This window comes from Lysinibacillus sp. RC46 (assembly GCF_041262385.1).
Lineage (GTDB): Bacteria > Bacillota > Bacilli > Bacillales_A > Planococcaceae > Lysinibacillus.
This window is the reverse complement of record NZ_JBGCCF010000002.1, coordinates 67431-86533: the sequence shown is the minus strand read 5'-3', so window position 1 is coordinate 86533 and position 19103 is coordinate 67431. Positions and strand designations below refer to the sequence as shown.

Below are 19103 nucleotides of genomic sequence, written 5' to 3'. Positions count from 1 at the left end.
AATTCATTTACACTATTTGTATGCAGACATGTCTTACGATACAACTTTGATTGGAGATGATTCAAAATGAGTATGCAGTATGAGCAACTATTTGAAAAAATTCGTCCTGCAATTGATAGTAAGATAGAAGAGTTTAAACATTTTCAATATGATGCGATTACAGCAGAAGAACTATGGCGCTTCTGTATAGAAAAAAAATGGCGCAAAAAAAATATTGAACAATTACGTTTACATGAAATTATCTCCACTATTTTTTCAGTATCACCATCTGATATCGTATCATTTAATCAAGTAGAATTTTTACAAAGCAATGAATGGTTTACAGAATTGAATACGGAAGAGTTAAAAATGCTACTTGGTCCGGTTAAAACTTAAGAAGAATGTGTGAAATTTGTCAAATAATAAAAGAATACTAAAAGTGTTGAATTGACACCAAGCGCAACGTGTTTCATAATGAGTGTGTTGCGCTTTTTTTATTTGTATAAGTATATTTATTCAAATACCTCCTAATAATTCTTTTCTAAATCTGGAGGAATACACCTATTCAAATACAGGGATAAATTTGCGCGTTATGAACGATTGAAATAAGTAGAGCAATCTTTTTGAAGCACAGGCAACATTATTCTAAAGGAAAAGGAGGAATAAACGTTTCAAAAGGACTTGCTATTATACTTGTTTGTAGTGTAAGGAATTGCCTTACACCAATTCGAGGAGGATTTATAAATGAAACTAAAAAGTCGTATAGTTGCATTCGTATTACTATTGGTTATTTTTACAGCAACCATTGGTACGACTGTAAGCGGCGTCTTAAAGGACATTAAGCTAGGTCTTGACTTACAAGGCGGGTTTGAGGTTCTTTATGAGGTGACAGAATTACACAAGGGAGAAGAAATTACACCGGGTGTTTTGTCGGCAACAGCAACAGCTCTTGGTGAACGTGTAAATGCTATCGGGGTAAGTGAACCGAGCATTCAGGTTGAAGACAAAAATCGTATTCGTGTACAATTAGCGGGTGTCGAAGACCAAGAATCAGCACGTAAATTATTGTCTACTACTGCGAATTTAACATTCCGTGATGTCGATGACAATATATTGCTGGATGGTAATGACTTAAAGCCAGGTGGCGCTAAGGATTCCTTTGACCAACAAAACCGTCCAATTGTTTCCCTAACATTAAAAGATGCAAAGAAATTTGCTGATATAACTAGTAAAATTGCCGCTAAACCAGCAGGTCAAAATTTACTCGTTGTATGGTTAGACTTTGAAGATGGTGTTGATTCATATAAAGCTGAATCACAAAAAGCGAAGCCTCGTTATGCATCTGCAGCAACTGTTAACCAAACATTAAATACAACGGATGTAATGATTAGCGGGAATTTCACAGTTGAAGAAACAAAAAATTTAGCAGGTATTTTAGATGCTGGGGCACTTCCTGTAAAGCTTAAAGAAATTTATTCTACTTCAGTTGGTGCACAATTTGGTGACCAAGCACTGAAAAGTACAATTTTCGCAGGTGTTGTAGGCGTAGTAATAATTTTCTTATTTATGCTATTCTACTATCGTTTACCTGGCTTTATTTCCATCATTACACTTGCTATTTTCACGTTCCTAGTACTAGTTGTATTTGGCTGGATTAACGCGGTATTAACACTGCCAGGTATTGCAGCTATCGTGCTCGGTATAGGGATGGCCGTTGATGCGAATATTTTAGCAGCGGAGCGTATTCGTGAAGAGCTACGAGTAGGTTATTCGGTTAAACAAGCATTCCAGATTGGCTCGAAGGAGTCTTTATCAGCAATTATCGATGCACAGCTAACTACATTATTAGCTGCTGCTGTATTATTCCAATGGGGGACAAGCTCTGTTAAAGGATTTGCAACAACATTAATTATTAGTATTTTACTAAGCTTCGTAACAGCTGTTTGGGGTTCTCGTGTACTATTAGCTTTACTTGCAAATAGTGGCTATTTCAACAATCCAGCATGGTTTGGTATTGCAAAATCTAAACAGCATAGCTTAGATGAAAATATTGGTACATTAGATTTATCAACGAAATTTGATCGTTTTGACTTTGTACACAACCGTAAGAAATTCTATACATTCTCATTAGCTATTCTAGTAGCTGGTTTAGTGGTTCTTGGTATATTCCGTCTAAACCTTGGTATTGATTTTTTAAGTGGTACTCGTGTGCAAATTGAGGCGGAGCAAACGTTGAATAAAGAAGAAGTATCTAAATATCTAGATAGTATTGGCTTCTCATCTGAAGATATCGTTTTGACAGGTGAAAAGAGTAACTCTGCGGTTATCCGTTACAAACATGACCTATCGCAAGCAGAAATTTTAAAATTCAAAAAAGAAGCTGGCAAAAAATATGGTCATGAACCTGGCGTAAGTACAGTGTCACCAACTGTCGGTAAAGAGCTTGTAAAAAATGCTGTAAAAGCATTATCACTTGCGGCTATCGGTATCATTATCTATGTAGCGGTTCGTTTCGAATGGCGCATGGGTGTTGGGGCGATTGTCTCGTTACTACATGACGTATTCTTAATTGTTGCTGTATTTAGTTTCATGCGCTTAGAAGTTGATATTACGTTTATTGCAGCTGTACTGACGATTGTCGGTTATTCTATTAATGATACGATCGTTACGTTTGACCGGATGCGTGAAAACTTAGATCGATATGATACGATTAAAGACCGTGAAGTGTTAGCGGATATCGTGAACAAATCACTACGTCAAACGATGGGTCGATCTGTTAACACAGTGTTAACGGTTATTATCGTGACAGTGTCACTTCTTATTTTAGGTGCACCGTCGATTCAAAACTTCTCAATCGCGTTATTAATCGGTTTAATCACAGGTATGTATTCTTCAATTTGTATTGCTGCACAAATCTGGTATTCACTTAAAGTTCGTGAAATGAAAAAATCAGATGGTCAAATACACAAAAAAGAGAAAAAACAATGGGGTACTGACGAGCCTACTGTTTAACATAAGTCTTTAAAACAGGGAAAGGAAACATTTCTTTCCCTGTTTTTTTATAAAGAAAAGAATCTGCTTGCTTTCTTTGGAAAGTAGCAGATTCTTTTTGTTTCATATAATCAATTATGCCTCGGCATAATTGCGTACGGAGACTATAACTTTTTCAATAAATGTCTATTTGTACCGAAAGCGTAGCGGCAGGAAATAATTGTAACTGCCGTTTCACTTACGTTACATAAAACAATTGTAGCTGACGCTTCGCTTTCGCTACCAAAACAATTGTTGAAAGAAGTTAAAGTTTAAATTGCAGAAGTAATGCTTGGAGTTGCTGAGCGTTATTGCTTAATTCCTCAGCTACCTCATTCACCTGCTGCATTGTTGCAGCTTGCTCTTCTACTGCTTCAGCAATGATTTGTGAGTTGCTCGCTGAAATACTCGCACCATTTGCAATTTCTGTTACAGAGGCAGCTACTTCTTCAGCACTAGCTGAGATTTGTTCCGAAGTGGCTGAGATATCTTCAATTTGGTCAGTAAATGTTTGCACAGACTCTGTAATAGAATCGAATGCATCACCGGCCTCATGAATTTTTGCTACACCATCCTGCACAGATACTAATCCTTCATGCACAGCAGTGGCAACGTTTTTTGTATCCGTTTGAATTTCATTTGTAAGGGCGACAATTTGGCCAGCAGATTGCTTGGATTCTTCAGCAAGCTTTCGTACTTCATCTGCTACAACCGCGAAGCCTTTGCCGTGCTCACCAGCTCGTGCTGCTTCGATGGCAGCATTGAGCGCCAGTAAATTTGTTTGTTCAGTAATAGCCGTAATTACTTTTGTAATTTGCCCGATTTCTTCAGATTGCTTACTTAGCTTTTGCGTTAAATCGGCAATTCGTGTAGTTGACTCAGAAATTGTATCCATCTGCTCCTTGGCAGTCGTAATAGTTTCCCCCCCGGTATTAGCAAGCTGTGTCATATTTATAGCATTGTGATGCAAATTTTGAGTAGCCTCAGCAATTCGTTGTACACCAGCAGCTGTTTCATCCATAGCTAGAGCACTTTGTTGAGAGGCACTAGCAGATGAAGTTAGATGGTTTGACGTGTCTTGTACTCGATGTGAGATGTCGCTTGAAGTTGTTGTCACTTCCACAGTGCTAGCGGAAAGCTCTTCAGAAGCGGCAGATAATTGTGTCGCGTTGTCCTGAATATTTTTAAGTAGTACAGATAAATTCTGTTTTAACGCATTCACTGCATTGGCAAGTGTACCAATCTCATCTTTTGAGTTATGTTCAAGCTGAGCAATCGTTAAGTCACCGTGTGCTAACGTATCGGCTGCATTAATCACTTTATGAAGCGGTTGAATGATGGAGCGTTTTACAAAATACATAAAATATAAACCAACAATTGCACTTAAAACAAGTAAGGCAATAGAAATAATAATAGCTTGTGCAACTGTTTGGACAACACTACTTTTAACCTTTTGCAGCTGTTCATCATGATAGTTTAATAAATCATTTGTCAGTGTGTAAATTTCTTTGTTGCTTTTTGTAACTTCTCCATTTATGTATGATAAAGCTAAATCTGTATTTCCACTATTAAATGCTTGCACTGCTTTATCAGAACTTGTTAGTAAATCTTGCTGTAATTCGGTTACTTGCTTCATAATATTTTTTGTGTAATCGGAACGAACAATGCCTGAAAGTTCTTGGATTGTTTCTGGTAATTGTTTTTCATAACGTTCTAAATTTGATTTTGTCGTCTCATCCTTAATATTCAGAATATAGGAACGTAAAAAAAGCCCCTGTGAGGCAAGCTGTTGCTGTATTTCCTCTGTTAATTCAATTTGCACGATTCTGTGATCAAGTACCTCTACTATATCTCCTTCCACCGACTTAAATTGAAAAAATGCAATAATACTTGATATTAAAAGTAAACAAGTGAGTGAAATAAAACCTATATTTAGTTTTTTTCGAACGGACATATTCGTTCCTACCTTCTTTAATGTATTAGAGAATCAATGGTCTAAATTTACTATAACTTGATATTTTTACAAGGTCAATACTTGATAAATTCTCAAAAGTAGGTAGTTTAATTCCCTTTTACTGGTGCAGATAGAAGGTGATTTTTCCTATTATATAATTTCAAAAGTCCTTTCAACATTTTCCTTTTTCTCTGAATTGATTGACAATTTTCATAGCTTGGCATAAAATAAGGCTAACTTTTTTGTTCGATACAAGGTAGTTGGTCTCGGGAGCGAGGTCAGCCTTAGAACAGATGAGCTGAGTTTAGATGAGAATAGCTGAGAAATTGTTGAATAAGAGTAGTAGCGTAAGTGTGCAATTTAGAGAGTCAGTGGCTGGTGCGAACTGATTTGTAGCTTATGTGAATGGACTTATGAGAGTCGCTAATTATCTTCATCCAGTGGGTATACAAACACCTACTGAACGCCGGATGTTATTACGCCAAGGCGGAATTGATAATAGCGAACGGATTCCCCACGTTATAGGGGGTGCTTCGATTTAGACAAATCTTTTTACATTAATTAAAAAGATATGTCAATTTTACTGACGAACTAAGTTTGAGCACATAAGGGAGAGCAAATATGCTCTAATATGAGGTGGCAACGCGGTCATGATCGTCCTCTGCAATTAGGAAAAATCCTATTTGCAGAGGACTTTTTTTATTGCTTCTATTTGCATGGGATGAATGCTCCGAAGATATTACTAATAAATTTGTAGACATTATCGGCGGTGGTTAGGTCAAAAAAAGAAGGACGCCCCCAGGAAGCTTTGCTCTGTGCGAAAGCGAAGCGCCAGCAGCAAATGTTTTATCTGTGCGTCAGTGGCAAAGAGCCCAGCCGGAACGGAAATCAACCCTACGCTATGATGATGATCCTTTTTATTCAACTTTATTCAATAAAAGTCGATTCAGGTGCTATACATTTTTTAGTTAAACGTTAGTGAATTTATAAGAAAAGGAGCTTGGTAATTATGCAATCGACGAGTTCAAGAACAAAAATGAAAACCATTAATGCTGATTCTTTAACACCGATTTTAATTTTTAGACGCCTACAAGGGAAGCGTAAATTTTTACTTGAGAGTTCAGCACAGCATGAGGGAGCAGGACGTTTTTCTTTTATTGGTGCTAATCCAAGAAAAACGTATAAAGGCTATGGAGAGGAGATTCAGGAATATTCATATAAGACTGGAAACACCTATACACATAAGGGCGATATGTTTGTTTTATTGAAAAGATTAATGCCGCGTATATCCAATACGACACAATTCCCGTTTTCAGGAGGAGCTGTTGGTTATATTGGTCATGATGCAACAACGATTTTATCAACTGCTCAGGATAAAGTGCAGCTCCCAGATGTGCATTTCCATGTGTATGAGACGGTCATTGTGTTTGATCATGTAACAGATGAGGTTACTTTGATTCATACAAATATCGATGCAGAAAAAAAAGAACCAAATTTAGAAGAGTTGGCAGAGCAACTTTTAAACGGTAGGGAGGATGAGGATACAACTTGTAGCTATGAACCTTTTGAATCGTCTACGAATGAACAATTTGCAAATTCTCTTACATCTATCAAAGCTATTTTAGATGAAGATATTACAAGAGTCGTTTTATCAAAGTGTTTTTTAGCAAATTTACAAGGAGATGCTTTCGCTTTATATCGTCAATTGCGTAAAAAACATCCTGCTCCGTATATGTATTATGTAGAGTTTGAGGATCATGTTGTTTTAGGAACATCTCCTGAAAGCCTAATTCGTGTAAAAGGTGAGCGTGTGATTGCAACACCAACAGAGGGGACATATCCAAGAGGTTCCACAAAAGGTGAAGATTTAGAACATGAACGAAAGCTCTATGAAAACACAAATATTAGGAAGTCGCATGCTGTACTTGTTTCTGCCGTGCGACAAGAGTTACAGTCTGTGTGCTTCCGAGATTCCATTCAAGTCATTGAGGCGATGAGAATTGAACGCTCAAAGCATGCATTACACATGGCATCGAGAGTCGAAGGGCAAATATTACCGATGCTCCATGCACTGGATGTATTAGCTGCGACGTTACCACCTTTTGCATCAGCAAGTATGCCAAAAGAACAGGTAAGGGACTATTTTGGGAAATCTAATCAAGTTACGGAGATATTTAGAGGAGCTCTTGGATTTATTGGTTTTAACGGTCATCTTGATTTTGCTTTAACAGGGAAATCCATTGTCATAGAAAATGAAACGATGCATCTGCAAACAACTGTAACGGTGACCAAATACACAAATGTCGATGAAAGTTTAAAACAAATAGAAGAGGACCAACAGGAATTTTTACAGCTACTTGAAAAAGAAGGAGGTCCACATTAATGGATGGTATTCGTCAAAAAATACAACAACGAGAGCATTTAATGTATGAGGAAATGCTAAAGGCAGCAAAATGGATGTTCCAAGATGACACACCGAAGGAAGAAATTGCAAGCTTTTTAACAGCATTATCTGTTAAAGGTGAAACAGCACATGAAGTAGCGGCATTAGCTACCGTTATGCGTTCCTTTGCACTAGACGTACCAGCAAAAGCTGGGATCTATATGGATAATTGCGGAACCGGTGGTGATGGTCTTAATACATTTAATATAAGTACGGCTTGCGCCTTTGTGTTAGCAGGGGCAGGTGTCAAAATGGCGAAGCACGGGAATCGCAAAATTTCTTCGGCATCCGGAAGCTCTGATGTTTTGGAAGCACTCGGTATTCATACGAATATTTCCATTGAGCAAACTGTTGAGCTGTTAGAGAAAGAAGGAATAGCCTTTTTATATGCTCCAAATGTGCATCCAAAATTAAAGCGAATCGGCGAGGTACGTCGGGCACTAGGCAAGCCAACTATATTTAATCTTGTCGGTCCACTTACGAATCCAGTGCCTTTATCGACGCAATTTACCGGCATTAACCGTCCGAATTTTGTCATGGAGTATGCTTCGGTATTACAAATGCTCGGGCGTGAACGTGCAATGGTCGTTTCTGGGCCACTAAGTTTAGACGAGGCGTCATTAGCTGGCCAAAATACTTTTGTCTTAGTAGATAAAGGAGACTTGATTCCTTTTTCTTTAACTCCAGAGGATGCGGGTCTTAGCTATGCACCAATAGAGGCCATTCGTGGAGGCAATGCAGATGAAAATGCCGCTATTATGCGTAAATTATTAGCTGGTGAACAAAGTGCTTACTTTGACACGGTTTTATTGAATGCTGGTATTGGGTTGTTCAGCTATGGAATTTCTGAAACTGTTAAAGAAGGTGTAGAAATGGCGAAGGATAGTATTTTTAGCGGTCGTGCCCTTCAAAAATTAGAGGCAGTTGTCGCTTATAGTGAGCATATTAAAAGAGTGGAGGTCCAACAATGAATATCTTAAATAAAATTCTTGAACAAAAAAAGATAGAAGTTAGTGCTTTACTTGAACAGCCCGACCCGTTAGCTAATTTTACAGAAAATCTGCGTCCGTCATTATTTGAACGATTGAGAAAAGCTGAAACATTACAGGTTATTTCTGAAATGAAGCGTGCTTCCCCTTCAAAGGGACTTATCGCAGAAGGGGCAGATCCAGTGGCGCAGGCAAAAAAATATGCAGAAGCTGGAGCAGCGGCCATTTCTGTTTTAACAGATAAAAAGTTTTTTAAAGGCTCCTTTGATGATTTAGCTGCAGTTGCAAATGCTGTTCAAACGCCACTTCTTTGTAAGGACTTTATGATCGATCGTGTGCAAATTCGATTTGCAAAGGCATCAGGTGCATCTATTATTTTACTAATTGTAGCCGCGTTAACAGATGAGGCATTACGCGATCTATATAGCTATGCAACAGGCTTAAATCTAGAAGTCTTAGTGGAGGTGCATGATTTAGAGGAGCTTGAACGTGCTATTGCAGTGGGGGCCAAGCTAATTGGCGTCAATAACCGTGATTTACGTACCTTTGAGGTGAGTCTGGAACGGACACGTGAAATTGCAGAAGCTTTTCCGTTCGAAGGAGAGAAAGTATTAATAAGTGAAAGTGGGATTTGGACGCAAGAAGACGCTAAAGTAGTGGCAGCCATGGGGGCTAGTGGCGTTCTTGTAGGTGAGTCATTAATGCGCAGTGGTGATGCAGGTACTGCGCTAAAAAGTTTACAGGTCAATAAGGTGGGGGCATCTGTATGACGAAGGTAAAAATTTGTGGACTGAAGGAACAACAGCATGTGCAGGCAGCGGTAGAGGCAGGAGCGGATGTAATTGGTTTTGTCTTTGCACCAAGTAAACGACGAGTGACGGTTGAACAGGCACAGCAATTAGCCAAACATGTGCCAGAGGGCGTTTTAAAAATCGGTGTTTTTGTTAATCCAAGCGCAGCGGAATTACGTACAGCGGTAGAAAGCGTGCCATTAGATTATGTGCAATATCATGGGGAAGAATCTCCGGAGTTTATTCGTCAGCAAGGTTATCCAGCCATTAAAGCTTTATCCGTAAGAGGTATTGAAGATGTTCAGGCTGCTGCTAACTATGATGTAGACTATTACTTATTTGATGCACCAGGGACAGATTTTAAAGGTGGCAGTGGTCACACGTTTGATTGGACCCTCTTAGAGATGGTAGGGATTCCACGAGAAAAGCTAATTTTAGCAGGTGGTTTGCAAGTTGAAAATATTGAAGAAGCAGTATCACTTGTGTCGCCATTTATGGTAGATGTATCGAGTGGCGTAGAGACAGACGGTGTAAAAGACATAGTAAAAATAAACGCATTTATACAGGCAGTGAAGAAGGGAAGAGTATAATGGTAAATTCAATTGCAAATAGTGTACCGACAAAGGAAGGGCGTTATGGGAAATTTGGTGGACAATTTGTTCCGGAAACATTAATGACAGCTTTGTTGGAATTAGAGGCGGCCTATGATGAGGCAATGAATGATCAAACATTTACTGAGGAATTGGCCTATTATTTACAACAATACGTTGGCCGTGAGACGCCATTGTATTATGCAGAAAATTTAACAAAAGAGCTAGGCGGCGCGAAGATTTATTTAAAACGTGAAGATTTAAATCATACTGGAGCCCATAAGATTAATAATGCGATTGGTCAAGCGCTTCTTGCAAAACGAATGGGCAAAAAGAAAATAGTGGCAGAAACAGGTGCAGGGCAGCACGGGGTGGCAACGGCAACTGCATGCGCATTATTGAATCTTGAATGTGTTGTATTTATGGGAGCGGAGGATATAGAACGTCAACAATTGAATGTCTTTCGCATGGAGTTACTCGGTACAAAAGTGGAGTCTGTAGAAACAGGTTCAAAAACATTGAAGGATGCTGTCAATGCAGCACTGCGCTACTGGGTGACAAATGTTGAAGATACTCATTATATTTTAGGCTCAGCTTTAGGACCACATCCATTCCCAAAAATCGTTAGGGATTTCCAGCGTGTAATTGGCGTTGAAACTAGAGAACAGATTTTAGCTAAGGAAGGGCGTTTACCAGATGCAGTCGTTGCTTGTATAGGTGGAGGTAGTAATGCAATCGGTATGTTCCATCCTTTTGTCGACGATGAAACTGTAGCGCTATACGGAGTAGAGGCTGCAGGCAGTGGCATTGAGACAGGAAAGCATGCAGCAGCAATCGCTGGTGGACAACTAGGCGTTTTACACGGTGCATACATGTATTTATTACAAGATGAAAATGGCTTTGTGCAAGAGGCACATTCTATTTCAGCTGGTTTAGATTATCCAGGGAAGGGCCCGGAGCATTGTTATTTACATGATATTGGGCGTGTTACATTTGATGCGATTACAGATAGTGAAGCACTTGAGGGTTTGCAGTTACTGTGTAGAACAGAAGGTATACTACCTGCGCTAGAAAGCTCTCATGCCATTGCCTATACAGCAAAACTTGCGAAGACAATGTCTACAGATGACATCATTGTTGTGTGCTTATCCGGCCGAGGAGATAAAGATGTTCATACTGTTCGTAAAGCATTAGGAGGAGAAATGTAATGACAACACTACAGCAGGCAATTGAACAAACGAAGATCGCTGGTAATAAAGCATTTATACCATATATTATGGCGGGCGATGGAGGACTGGAAACTTTGAAGCCAACGATCCTGAAGTTACAGCAAATGGGTGTAACGGCCATTGAAGTTGGGATACCGTTCACGGATCCTGTAGCAGATGGGCCTACGATAGAGCAAGCAGGTGAACGGGCTTTAGCAGAAGGTGTGACATTACGTAAAGTGCTAGAAGCATTAGCTTCATTTAAAGAAGAAATTCAAGTTCCGTTAGTTGTTATGACTTATTTTAATCCTGTTTTAGCTTTTGGGTTAGAGTCTTTCGCGAAGGCTTGTGTAGCGGGGGGCGTTAAAGGATTAATCGTTCCTGATGTACCACTTGAAGAAAGTGCCGTTTTACGTGACACATTAAATCCTCAAGGTATCGACATCGTTCAACTTGTATCGTTAACAAGTCCTCCAGAGCGAATTGCACGTATCGCGGCTGCTAGTCAAGGCTTCGTTTATGCTGTGACAGTCAATGGAATCACAGGGGCTCGCACAAGCTTTGCAAATGATTTACATGATCATTTTGCTCGCTTACGTGAAGCAAGTCAAATACCAGTACTAGCTGGCTTTGGAATTTCAACACCCGAGCAAGTGGTTAGCATGGGGGCACTTAGTGATGGCGTAATCGTTGGTAGTGCGATCGTGACAGCATTGCATGAAGGTGATTTAGATAAGGTTGAAGCATTAGTATTTGCTTCAAAAGGTGTATTTCAGAAGTCTACTCTTTAATGGAGTAGGCTTTTTTCTTTTGAGACTGGTATCCAAGGCTTTGACGGTTCCATCCGCGACTTTGGTGGCTCTATCCACGAATTTGGCGGTTCTATCCATGAATTTGGCGGCTCTATCCACGACTTTGAGGTTCTACCCATGAATTTGGCGGCTCTATCCATGACTTTGAGGTTCTACCCAAGGCTTTGACGGTTCTATCGACGACTTCGGTTCTTCTAACAACGACTCTGACGGTTCTAACCACGACTTTGACTCTTCTATCTGTCACTCTGACTTCTATCCTTCGAGTAGTTTAGTAAAACCAACGGATTGAATTGAAAATCTAATGGATAAAACTATCATTCTGACAAATAGTGCGGATAGGCTAGATTTTCTGTATAATAGCCTACGTAAGGAAGTGAAAAGATGATTCTATCGAAAAAGAGATGGCAGGTAGAGCACCCAGACGCTAAGCTTGTCCAAACATTACAAAATGACCTACAACTTTCTGCGATTGCAGCGAAAATTTTAGCAGCTCGAGGCTGCGAAACAACTGCTGACGCAGAGAGCTTATTAAATATGACAGAAGCAAGTATCCATGATCCGTTTTTAATGCATGGTATGGCAGAAGCTGTGGCACGTATAGAGCATGCGCTTGAAAACGGAGAGAAAATCCTTGTATTTGGCGATTACGACGCGGATGGTGTCTCAAGCACGACAGTAATGCTGAATGTGTTGCTTGATCTAGGTGCCGATGTATCGTTTAAAATACCGAATCGTTTTATTCATGGCTATGGACCGAATGAGGTGCTATTTCGTGAAGCACATGACGAGGGTGTTCAGCTAATTATAACAGTTGATAATGGTATTTCAGGCATTGAACCGATTCGTGTCGCGAAGGAACTAGGTATGGATGTTATCGTTACAGATCACCATGAACCAGGCGATGAATTACCACCTGCCGATATTATTTTACATCCTCGTATACCAGAAGGACATTATCCATTTGGCGAGCTTGCAGGTGTAGGGGTAGCTTTTAAGTTAGCACATGCTCTATATGGAGAACTGCCAACGCAGCTATTTGAATATGTAGCTATTGGAACAGTAGCGGATTTAGTACCATTAGTTGATGAAAATCGCTACCTAGTAAAACGAGGAATAGAAGAAATGCGCCGTTCACTCAGCCCTTGGGTACAAGCAATGTGTGAAGTAGCCAGCGCAGAGCAAGCTAAAATTAGCGAAGAAACAATCGGTTTTTACTTTGGACCGCGCTTAAATGCTGTTGGTCGTCTAGGAGAAGCGGCGCCAGGTGTAGAGCTATTAATGGCTGAGGATAATGCTAAGGCAATAGCAATAGCGAAACAGCTTAATACGTGTAATAGTGAGCGCAAAGATATCGTAAAAAGTATTACAGATGAGGCCATTGCTCTCATTGAATCAGATAAAAAGGTTGGGGAGTCACTCGTTTTAGTTATTGCTGGTGAAGGCTGGAATGCTGGAGTAGTAGGAATTGTCGCATCTCGTCTTGTCGAGCTTTATTATCGTCCAACAATTGTACTTTCACTAGACCATGAAAAAGGAACAGCTAAAGGTTCAGCCCGTAGTATAGAAGGGTTCCATTTATATAATGAATTAGCGAAAAATAGAGACATATTACCTCATTTTGGTGGGCACCCTATGGCAGCGGGGATGACATTATCTATTGAGCATGTGGGTGAATTAAGATCACGCTTAGATGCTCAAGCGAGAGCATGTTTATCAGAAGAGCAATTGACACCTGTACTCAATATTGATATACCACTAAAAATGAATGAAATTTCAGCAGATGCCATTGAAGAGATTTCAACGCTTGGTCCATATGGTACTGATTTTCCGAAGCCTGTTTATGTGCTCGAAGATGTGGAGATATCCTCCATGCGGAAAATTGGAGCAGCGGAAAATCATATAAAAATAGAATTGACGGATGGCTATGAAAAATTAGATAGTGTTGGATTTAATAAAGGACATCTACACGACGAATTAACATATGGAATTAAAGTTTCATTTACAGGGGATTTACAAATTAACGAATGGCAAGGACGTAAAAAAGCACAATTTATGATAGAAGATGTCCAAACGACTGAATGGCAATTATTTGATATTCGTGGTATTCGCCAAACATCCCGCTGGTTAAATACGGTCCCAAAAGAGGAGGCAACATTTATCGCCTTCCGTTCAGAGACGATTACCTATTACCAGTCGCTAATTGGTGTACCAATCCTAGCAGTAGATCCTACGCTTTCAAATGTAGAACAAAGCAATTATATCGTCCTACTGGATTTGCCACAAAATGTTCAAATGTTAGAAAATGTCTTACGGAAAACAGCTCCTTCCCGTATATATGCACATTTTTACATGCCTGATTCTCAGTACTTCAATGGATTGCCTACACGTGAGCAATTCTCCTGGTATTATAAGTTTTTGAAAAATCGCCCTGCCTTTCCATTAAATATGCATTTGGCTGAATTAGCTAAACATACAGGTTGGCCGTTAGATGCATTAAAATTTATGACACAGGTGTTTTTTGAACTTGATTTTGTTAAAATGGAGAGTGGACTGACGACTGTCAACGTGAATGCACCAAAACAGGCACTTACAGAGGCACCGTCTTACAAACAGCGTTCAGAACAGATTGAAATGGAGCAGAAGCTAGTATATGCCCCTTATATAGAATTAAAACAATGGTTTGATGAACGATTACATTAATATACGAATAAGTTTCGTAGGAGGAGCAATAACATGGATTTAAAGCAATACGTAACAACGGTTGAAAACTGGCCGAAAGAGGGCATTAGCTTCAAAGATATTACAACAATTATGGATAACGGTGCTGCATACAAATATGCAACAGACCAAATTGTAAGTTACGCAAAAGAATTAGGTGCTGAAATTGTGGTAGGTCCTGAGGCTCGTGGCTTCATTATCGGATGTCCAGTTGCTTATGCGCTTGAAATAGGTTTTGCGCCTGTTCGTAAGCCAGGAAAATTACCACGTGAAGTGATCAGTGCTGACTACGGTCTTGAATACGGTAAAGATACACTAACAATGCATAAAGATGCGATTAAACCAGGTCAAAAAGTATTAATCTGTGATGACTTACTTGCGACTGGTGGTACAGTTGAAGCGACAGTGCGTTTAGTTGAACAACTAGGTGGTCAAGTTGTTGGCTGTGCCTTCCTAATCGAGTTAAAAGAGCTGAATGGTCGTGCAAAAATTGGCGACTTAAACATAAAAACACTTATTGAATATTAATGTTTTAGTTGATTAGAGTGAAGGCTGGACGCCCCTAGGAAAGCGCCCAGCCGGAACGGAAATCAACCCCTCGTTTTGCAGACGAGTCATACAATAATATGAAAAGCGTCACATTTTGTGGCGTTTTTTTATTTATAAAGAGATTAATAGATATAGTAAGTATTAAAAATTTATAAATTTAAAAGTAAGGGAGAGTTAGCTTTGTCATATTATGTAATTGATGCTTTTACAGAAACAAAATTAGGTGGTAATCCAGCAGGTGTAGTGATTCATGCAACCCCACGTTTTGCCGAAGAACTATACTTAATTGGCACTTTAATTTCATTGGCATATTAGTTCTACAACAACTTTAAGAATCCATTTTGATCAATCATTTTCAAAATGGATTCTTTTGTTTAGGTTCGTTTATTTATTCTTCATCATAAGATTGAATTATTTTTTGCATAGTTTTCAATGTTTCATAAAAATCCTCGTACTTCTCTATGCCAATATCATTGATAATTCTTTCTTGGATATCTTGCCAAATTGGAGCAGCCTCGTTTAATTTTTTAACCCCTTTATCAGTTAGTGTAATGACCTTTGCTCGAGCATCTTGCGGATCTCTTGTTAAATCTACATAGCCATTTTGCTTTAACAAGTTAATATTACGTGTAATGGTTGTTTGATCGAGTAGCAAAATTTCACCTAGTCGACTTATGGAAACTGATTGTTGATGATCGATATTTGCTAGCATTGAGTATTGAGTAACTTTTAAGCCAGTGGGCTGTAGTAATTTATCATACAATTGTGTCACGACTCGTGTTTTTTTTCGAAGGTTTGCACATACACATATTTGTGTGTAATCTATATTATTCATTGCTCCGTACCCCTTTTCGAGTTGGTTCAATATTATAGTAGCCCTATTGATTTATTTTGTTAAGTTGGAAAATGTTTCTTGACAGTAATAAAAGTGATTACTAAGATTATATATGTATATACATGTTTCCGAAAGGCATTTACTCCAGTAATATATGCATATACATGTATTGAGCTGCAATCTTTTAAAAATTTTTTTAAGAAATGAAGGTGTCAAGATGAAACGTATTCATTATAGCTGGTTTATTTTAGTCGTAACCTTTTTCTCAATTATTGTTGCAGGGATTACAATGTCATCATCAGGGGTATTTATAGACTCCTTTGAAAAAGAATTTAATTGGGATCGATCTTTAATTGCCTTAGCTTTTGCAGTGAGTCTATTTTTATATGGTTTTTCGGGTCCTTTTATGGCGGCATTACTAGAAATAGCGGGTTTAAAGAAAATGATGCTAGGTGCGATGGCTACATTATTCATTGGCATGATGCTTACGCTTTTCATGACTCAATCATGGCAGTTAATCGTTATATGGGGCGGTATTATTGGTTTAGGAGCAAGTCTTTTTTTAACGGTGTTAAGTCCGTATGTAGCCAATCATTGGTTTGTGAAAAGTAGAGGGTTGGCAGTTGGGATTTTAACGGCGAGTACTGCAACAGGGCAGTTAATTCTCTTACCCTTATTGGCGATTATTATTGAACATTATTCTTGGCGATGGGCGATTGGATTAATTCTCATTTTAAGTATTGTTATGTTCATCACTATTTCAATATTTATTAAAAATAAGCCACAGGATATTGGGATTCTTCCTTATGGAATGGAAGAAGATTTAGAAATGCAACAAGAGGATCATAAGAAAAATCCGATTAGTAATGCTTTTAATGGTTTATTTGAGGCAATAAAGAAGAAAGAATTTTGGTTATTAGCGGGAAGTTTTTTTATTTGTGGACTTTCAACTAGTGGATTAGTGGGTACTCATTTTGTTTCATACTGTATTAGCTTTGGTGTCCCTTTCGTAACCGCTGCATCCTTTCTTTCTTTTATGGGAGTGTTTAATCTTGTAGGCACTACTTTATCAGGGTGGCTGTCTGATCGTTTTGATAATCGATGGTTATTGTTTTGGTATTACCTTTTAAGAGGAACGTCTCTCCTTTTACTTCCATATGCATTAATGCAAGGGTCGTTCACTTTACTGACAATCTTTACAATATTTTATGGATTAGATTGGATTGCAACAGTACCTCCAACGATCAGTATTTCTAGACAAATTTTTGGTACAAATAAAAGTGGCATTATTTATGGGTGGATTTTCGCATCTCATCAAGCAGGAGCTGCAGTTGCTGCCTTTGGTGGAGGCCTCATCTATAAGTTTTTCAATTCATATACTTGGGCCTTTTTCCTTGCTGGGATGTTCTGTGCATTGGCAAGTTTATTTGTCATCATCGTGAAAAAACAAACACCTTATCATGCCAATACTTGATAATTAGCTACTCGCTTTGCTTAAGGTGAGACTCTTGTTGCTATCGTCGTTTCTTAAAATTTTATCAACGATTGGCATTTTACAGCAGTGAGCCGTTCCTCCGAATTTGTTGTTGCTGCGCTACGCTTTCGCACAGAAAATATTTGTCCAGGTTATATTGGAATTCGCCGCTAAAAGTGTAAGTTGCGCCGCTAACCAAGCAAAGAACGCCGCAAACCCCCGAAATTGCGCCGCTAACCAAGCAAAGAACGCCGCAAACCCCCGAAATTGCTCCGCTAACCAAGCAAAGAACGCCGCAAACCCCCGAAATTGCGCCGCCTACCAAGTAAAGAACGCCGCAAAACCCTGAATTTCCGCCGCTATCGCTTTCACGCAGATGAGACCCTGAAGCGAAGTGAAGCGGCTCATTGGGCGCCCACAGGAAAGCGCCCAGTTGGAACGGAAATCACCCCCCTCGTTATACCGAAAAGCCATACTTTATTTAACACGACACCTTAATTTCATTGAAGCAATAGTTATCACAACAAAAAGTTGAAGCCAGTATCATATCGGTTTCAACTTTTTTTATTAAAAAATTTTTTGACATCAACCAAACAAAAGTTTATAATGTAAACAAATATAATAAAAGGTGATGCTATGAATGAAAGAGAACAGGCGGTCCTTGCATTAATTCGCCAGAATCCGTTTATGTCTCAGCAAGAGATGGCAGATAAGATGAAGCTATCTCGACCAGTCCTTGCTAATTTAGTGTCGAGCTTAACGAAGCAAGGGAAAATTGTAGGTCGTGCATATATTTTGCCTGAGGAAAATGAAATTATTTGTATCGGTGGAGCCAATCTTGACCGAAAATTTCATGTAAAAGGGAATGTCCAATTCGGTACTTCTAATCCTGCTAGCTCTTCATTTAGTGTAGGTGGTGTTGGCCGAAACATTGCTGAAAATTTAGGTAGATTAAATCATCAAGTAACATTGCTGACTACTGCCGGCAAAGATGCTGATTGGCAAGTGATCCAAGAAGCTTCAGAGCCATTTATGAATTTACGTTATGTGGAGCAGCTACCTGACGCTTCGACGGGTTCCTATACTGCGGTTATGGATGAGCAGGGCGAGCTAGCACTAGCAGTAGCAAATATGGAAGTATATGATCTTTTATTGCCAAGTTTGCTAAAAAAACATGAGGCAATGCTGATGAATGCGGGCTGCTTTATTATGGACTTAAACTGTCCAAAAGAAACAGTTGCTTACATACAGCAGGTTGCGATTGCCCGTGACATTCCATTTGTTATCGTACCGGTATCTTCGCCCAAAATGAATCGATTACCGGATACGTTACAAGGGGTAACATGGTTTATTTGTAACACAGATGAAGCTGAGACGATTGTAGGTCATAAAATCGAAAACTCAGCACACTACGAAAAGGCTTTACAGCAACTTCTTACATTAGGTGCTGAACATGTAATTATTACAGCGGGTAGCAAGGGTGTGTATGCAGCTTCCACTACAACGAAGCCAAGTCATTTTACAGCTAAAGCTGTAGAAAAAATTGAAGATGTAACAGGTGCAGGAGACGCCTTTGTCAGTGCTGTAATCCATAGCTGGCTTACTGGGCAATCATTTGCAACATGTATTGATGCAGGCTTAACGAATGCCAAAAATACACTTGCATCTCCATATACCGTAAGACCTGAGCTATCAGTTGATTTGTTAAACAATGAAATGGAGGAATAA

At 39.1% G+C, this 19103-nt stretch carries 15 protein-coding genes and 1 other annotated feature; of the genes, 13 read left to right on the top strand and 2 right to left on the bottom strand.

Features of this window, described 5'->3' with window-relative positions:
- Nucleotides 1-66: 66 nt before the first annotated feature.
- Together ABH966_RS02290 and secDF are read left to right on the top strand one after the other, a co-directional pair.
- On the top strand, nucleotides 67-375 hold the full coding sequence (locus ABH966_RS02290) for a post-transcriptional regulator (protein ID WP_370075413.1): 309 nt from the start codon (nucleotides 67-69) through the stop codon (nucleotides 373-375).
- Nucleotides 376-723: 348 nt separating this feature from the next.
- The gene (gene secDF, locus ABH966_RS02285; RefSeq protein WP_370075412.1) at nucleotides 724-2991 is read left to right on the top strand and encodes a protein translocase subunit SecDF; all 2268 of its coding nucleotides are present in this window, start codon (nucleotides 724-726) and stop codon (nucleotides 2989-2991) included.
- 283 nt (nucleotides 2992-3274) lie between these two features.
- On the opposite strand, the gene ABH966_RS02280 is transcribed toward secDF, so the two are convergent.
- The gene (locus tag ABH966_RS02280) at nucleotides 3275-4963 is read right to left on the bottom strand and encodes a methyl-accepting chemotaxis protein (RefSeq protein ID WP_370075411.1); all 1689 of its coding nucleotides are present in this window, start codon (nucleotides 4961-4963) and stop codon (nucleotides 3275-3277) included.
- A 320-nt stretch (nucleotides 4964-5283) separates the two neighbouring features.
- Nucleotides 5284-5628: a binding site (T-box leader), on the top strand.
- A 344-nt stretch (nucleotides 5629-5972) separates the two neighbouring features.
- Between ABH966_RS02280 and ABH966_RS02275 the strand changes: the two genes are divergently transcribed.
- The 9 genes from ABH966_RS02275 (at nucleotide 5973) to ABH966_RS02235 (ending at nucleotide 15381) form a co-directional block, all read left to right on the top strand.
- Nucleotides 5973-7346 (top strand): chorismate-binding protein, encoded by a 1374-nt coding sequence (locus ABH966_RS02275; RefSeq protein WP_370075410.1) that lies wholly within the window; start codon nucleotides 5973-5975, stop codon nucleotides 7344-7346.
- Complete coding sequence (trpD, locus tag ABH966_RS02270; protein ID WP_370075409.1) at nucleotides 7346-8377, top strand: anthranilate phosphoribosyltransferase; 1032 nt, start codon at nucleotides 7346-7348, stop codon at nucleotides 8375-8377. The genes ABH966_RS02275 and trpD overlap by 1 nt, the downstream gene beginning before the upstream one ends.
- The gene (gene trpC / locus ABH966_RS02265; RefSeq protein WP_370075408.1) at nucleotides 8374-9165 is read left to right on the top strand and encodes an indole-3-glycerol phosphate synthase TrpC; all 792 of its coding nucleotides are present in this window, start codon (nucleotides 8374-8376) and stop codon (nucleotides 9163-9165) included. Before trpD ends, trpC begins: the two co-directional genes overlap by 4 nt.
- Nucleotides 9162-9776 (top strand): phosphoribosylanthranilate isomerase, encoded by a 615-nt coding sequence (locus ABH966_RS02260; protein ID WP_370075407.1) that lies wholly within the window; start codon nucleotides 9162-9164, stop codon nucleotides 9774-9776. The genes trpC and ABH966_RS02260 overlap by 4 nt, the downstream gene beginning before the upstream one ends.
- A complete protein-coding gene (trpB, locus tag ABH966_RS02255) occupies nucleotides 9776-10984 on the top strand; it encodes a tryptophan synthase subunit beta (RefSeq protein ID WP_370075406.1) in 1209 nt (402 codons plus the stop codon). The genes ABH966_RS02260 and trpB overlap by 1 nt, the downstream gene beginning before the upstream one ends.
- Nucleotides 10984-11775, top strand: coding sequence for a tryptophan synthase subunit alpha (gene trpA / locus ABH966_RS02250; protein WP_370075405.1), 792 nt, complete (start codon nucleotides 10984-10986; stop codon nucleotides 11773-11775). Before trpB ends, trpA begins: the two co-directional genes overlap by 1 nt.
- A gap of 405 nt (nucleotides 11776-12180) precedes the next feature.
- On the top strand, nucleotides 12181-14499 hold the full coding sequence (gene recJ / locus ABH966_RS02245) for a single-stranded-DNA-specific exonuclease RecJ (protein ID WP_370075404.1): 2319 nt from the start codon (nucleotides 12181-12183) through the stop codon (nucleotides 14497-14499).
- A 33-nt stretch (nucleotides 14500-14532) separates the two neighbouring features.
- On the top strand, nucleotides 14533-15045 hold the full coding sequence (locus ABH966_RS02240) for an adenine phosphoribosyltransferase (protein ID WP_370075403.1): 513 nt from the start codon (nucleotides 14533-14535) through the stop codon (nucleotides 15043-15045).
- Between the two features lie 201 nt (nucleotides 15046-15246).
- Complete coding sequence (locus ABH966_RS02235) at nucleotides 15247-15381, top strand: hypothetical protein (RefSeq protein ID WP_370075402.1); 135 nt, start codon at nucleotides 15247-15249, stop codon at nucleotides 15379-15381.
- 73 nt (nucleotides 15382-15454) lie between these two features.
- Here ABH966_RS02235 and ABH966_RS02230 read toward each other — a convergent pair whose 3' ends face one another.
- On the bottom strand, nucleotides 15455-15901 hold the full coding sequence (locus tag ABH966_RS02230; RefSeq protein ID WP_370075401.1) for a MarR family winged helix-turn-helix transcriptional regulator: 447 nt from the start codon (nucleotides 15899-15901) through the stop codon (nucleotides 15455-15457).
- A 217-nt stretch (nucleotides 15902-16118) separates the two neighbouring features.
- Here ABH966_RS02230 and ABH966_RS02225 point away from each other — a divergent pair, with 217 nt between their 5' ends.
- Together ABH966_RS02225 and ABH966_RS02220 are read left to right on the top strand one after the other, a co-directional pair.
- Nucleotides 16119-17375, top strand: coding sequence for an MFS transporter (locus tag ABH966_RS02225; protein WP_370075400.1), 1257 nt, complete (start codon nucleotides 16119-16121; stop codon nucleotides 17373-17375).
- 636 nt (nucleotides 17376-18011) lie between these two features.
- The gene (locus ABH966_RS02220; RefSeq protein WP_370075399.1) at nucleotides 18012-19103 is read left to right on the top strand and encodes a carbohydrate kinase; all 1092 of its coding nucleotides are present in this window, start codon (nucleotides 18012-18014) and stop codon (nucleotides 19101-19103) included.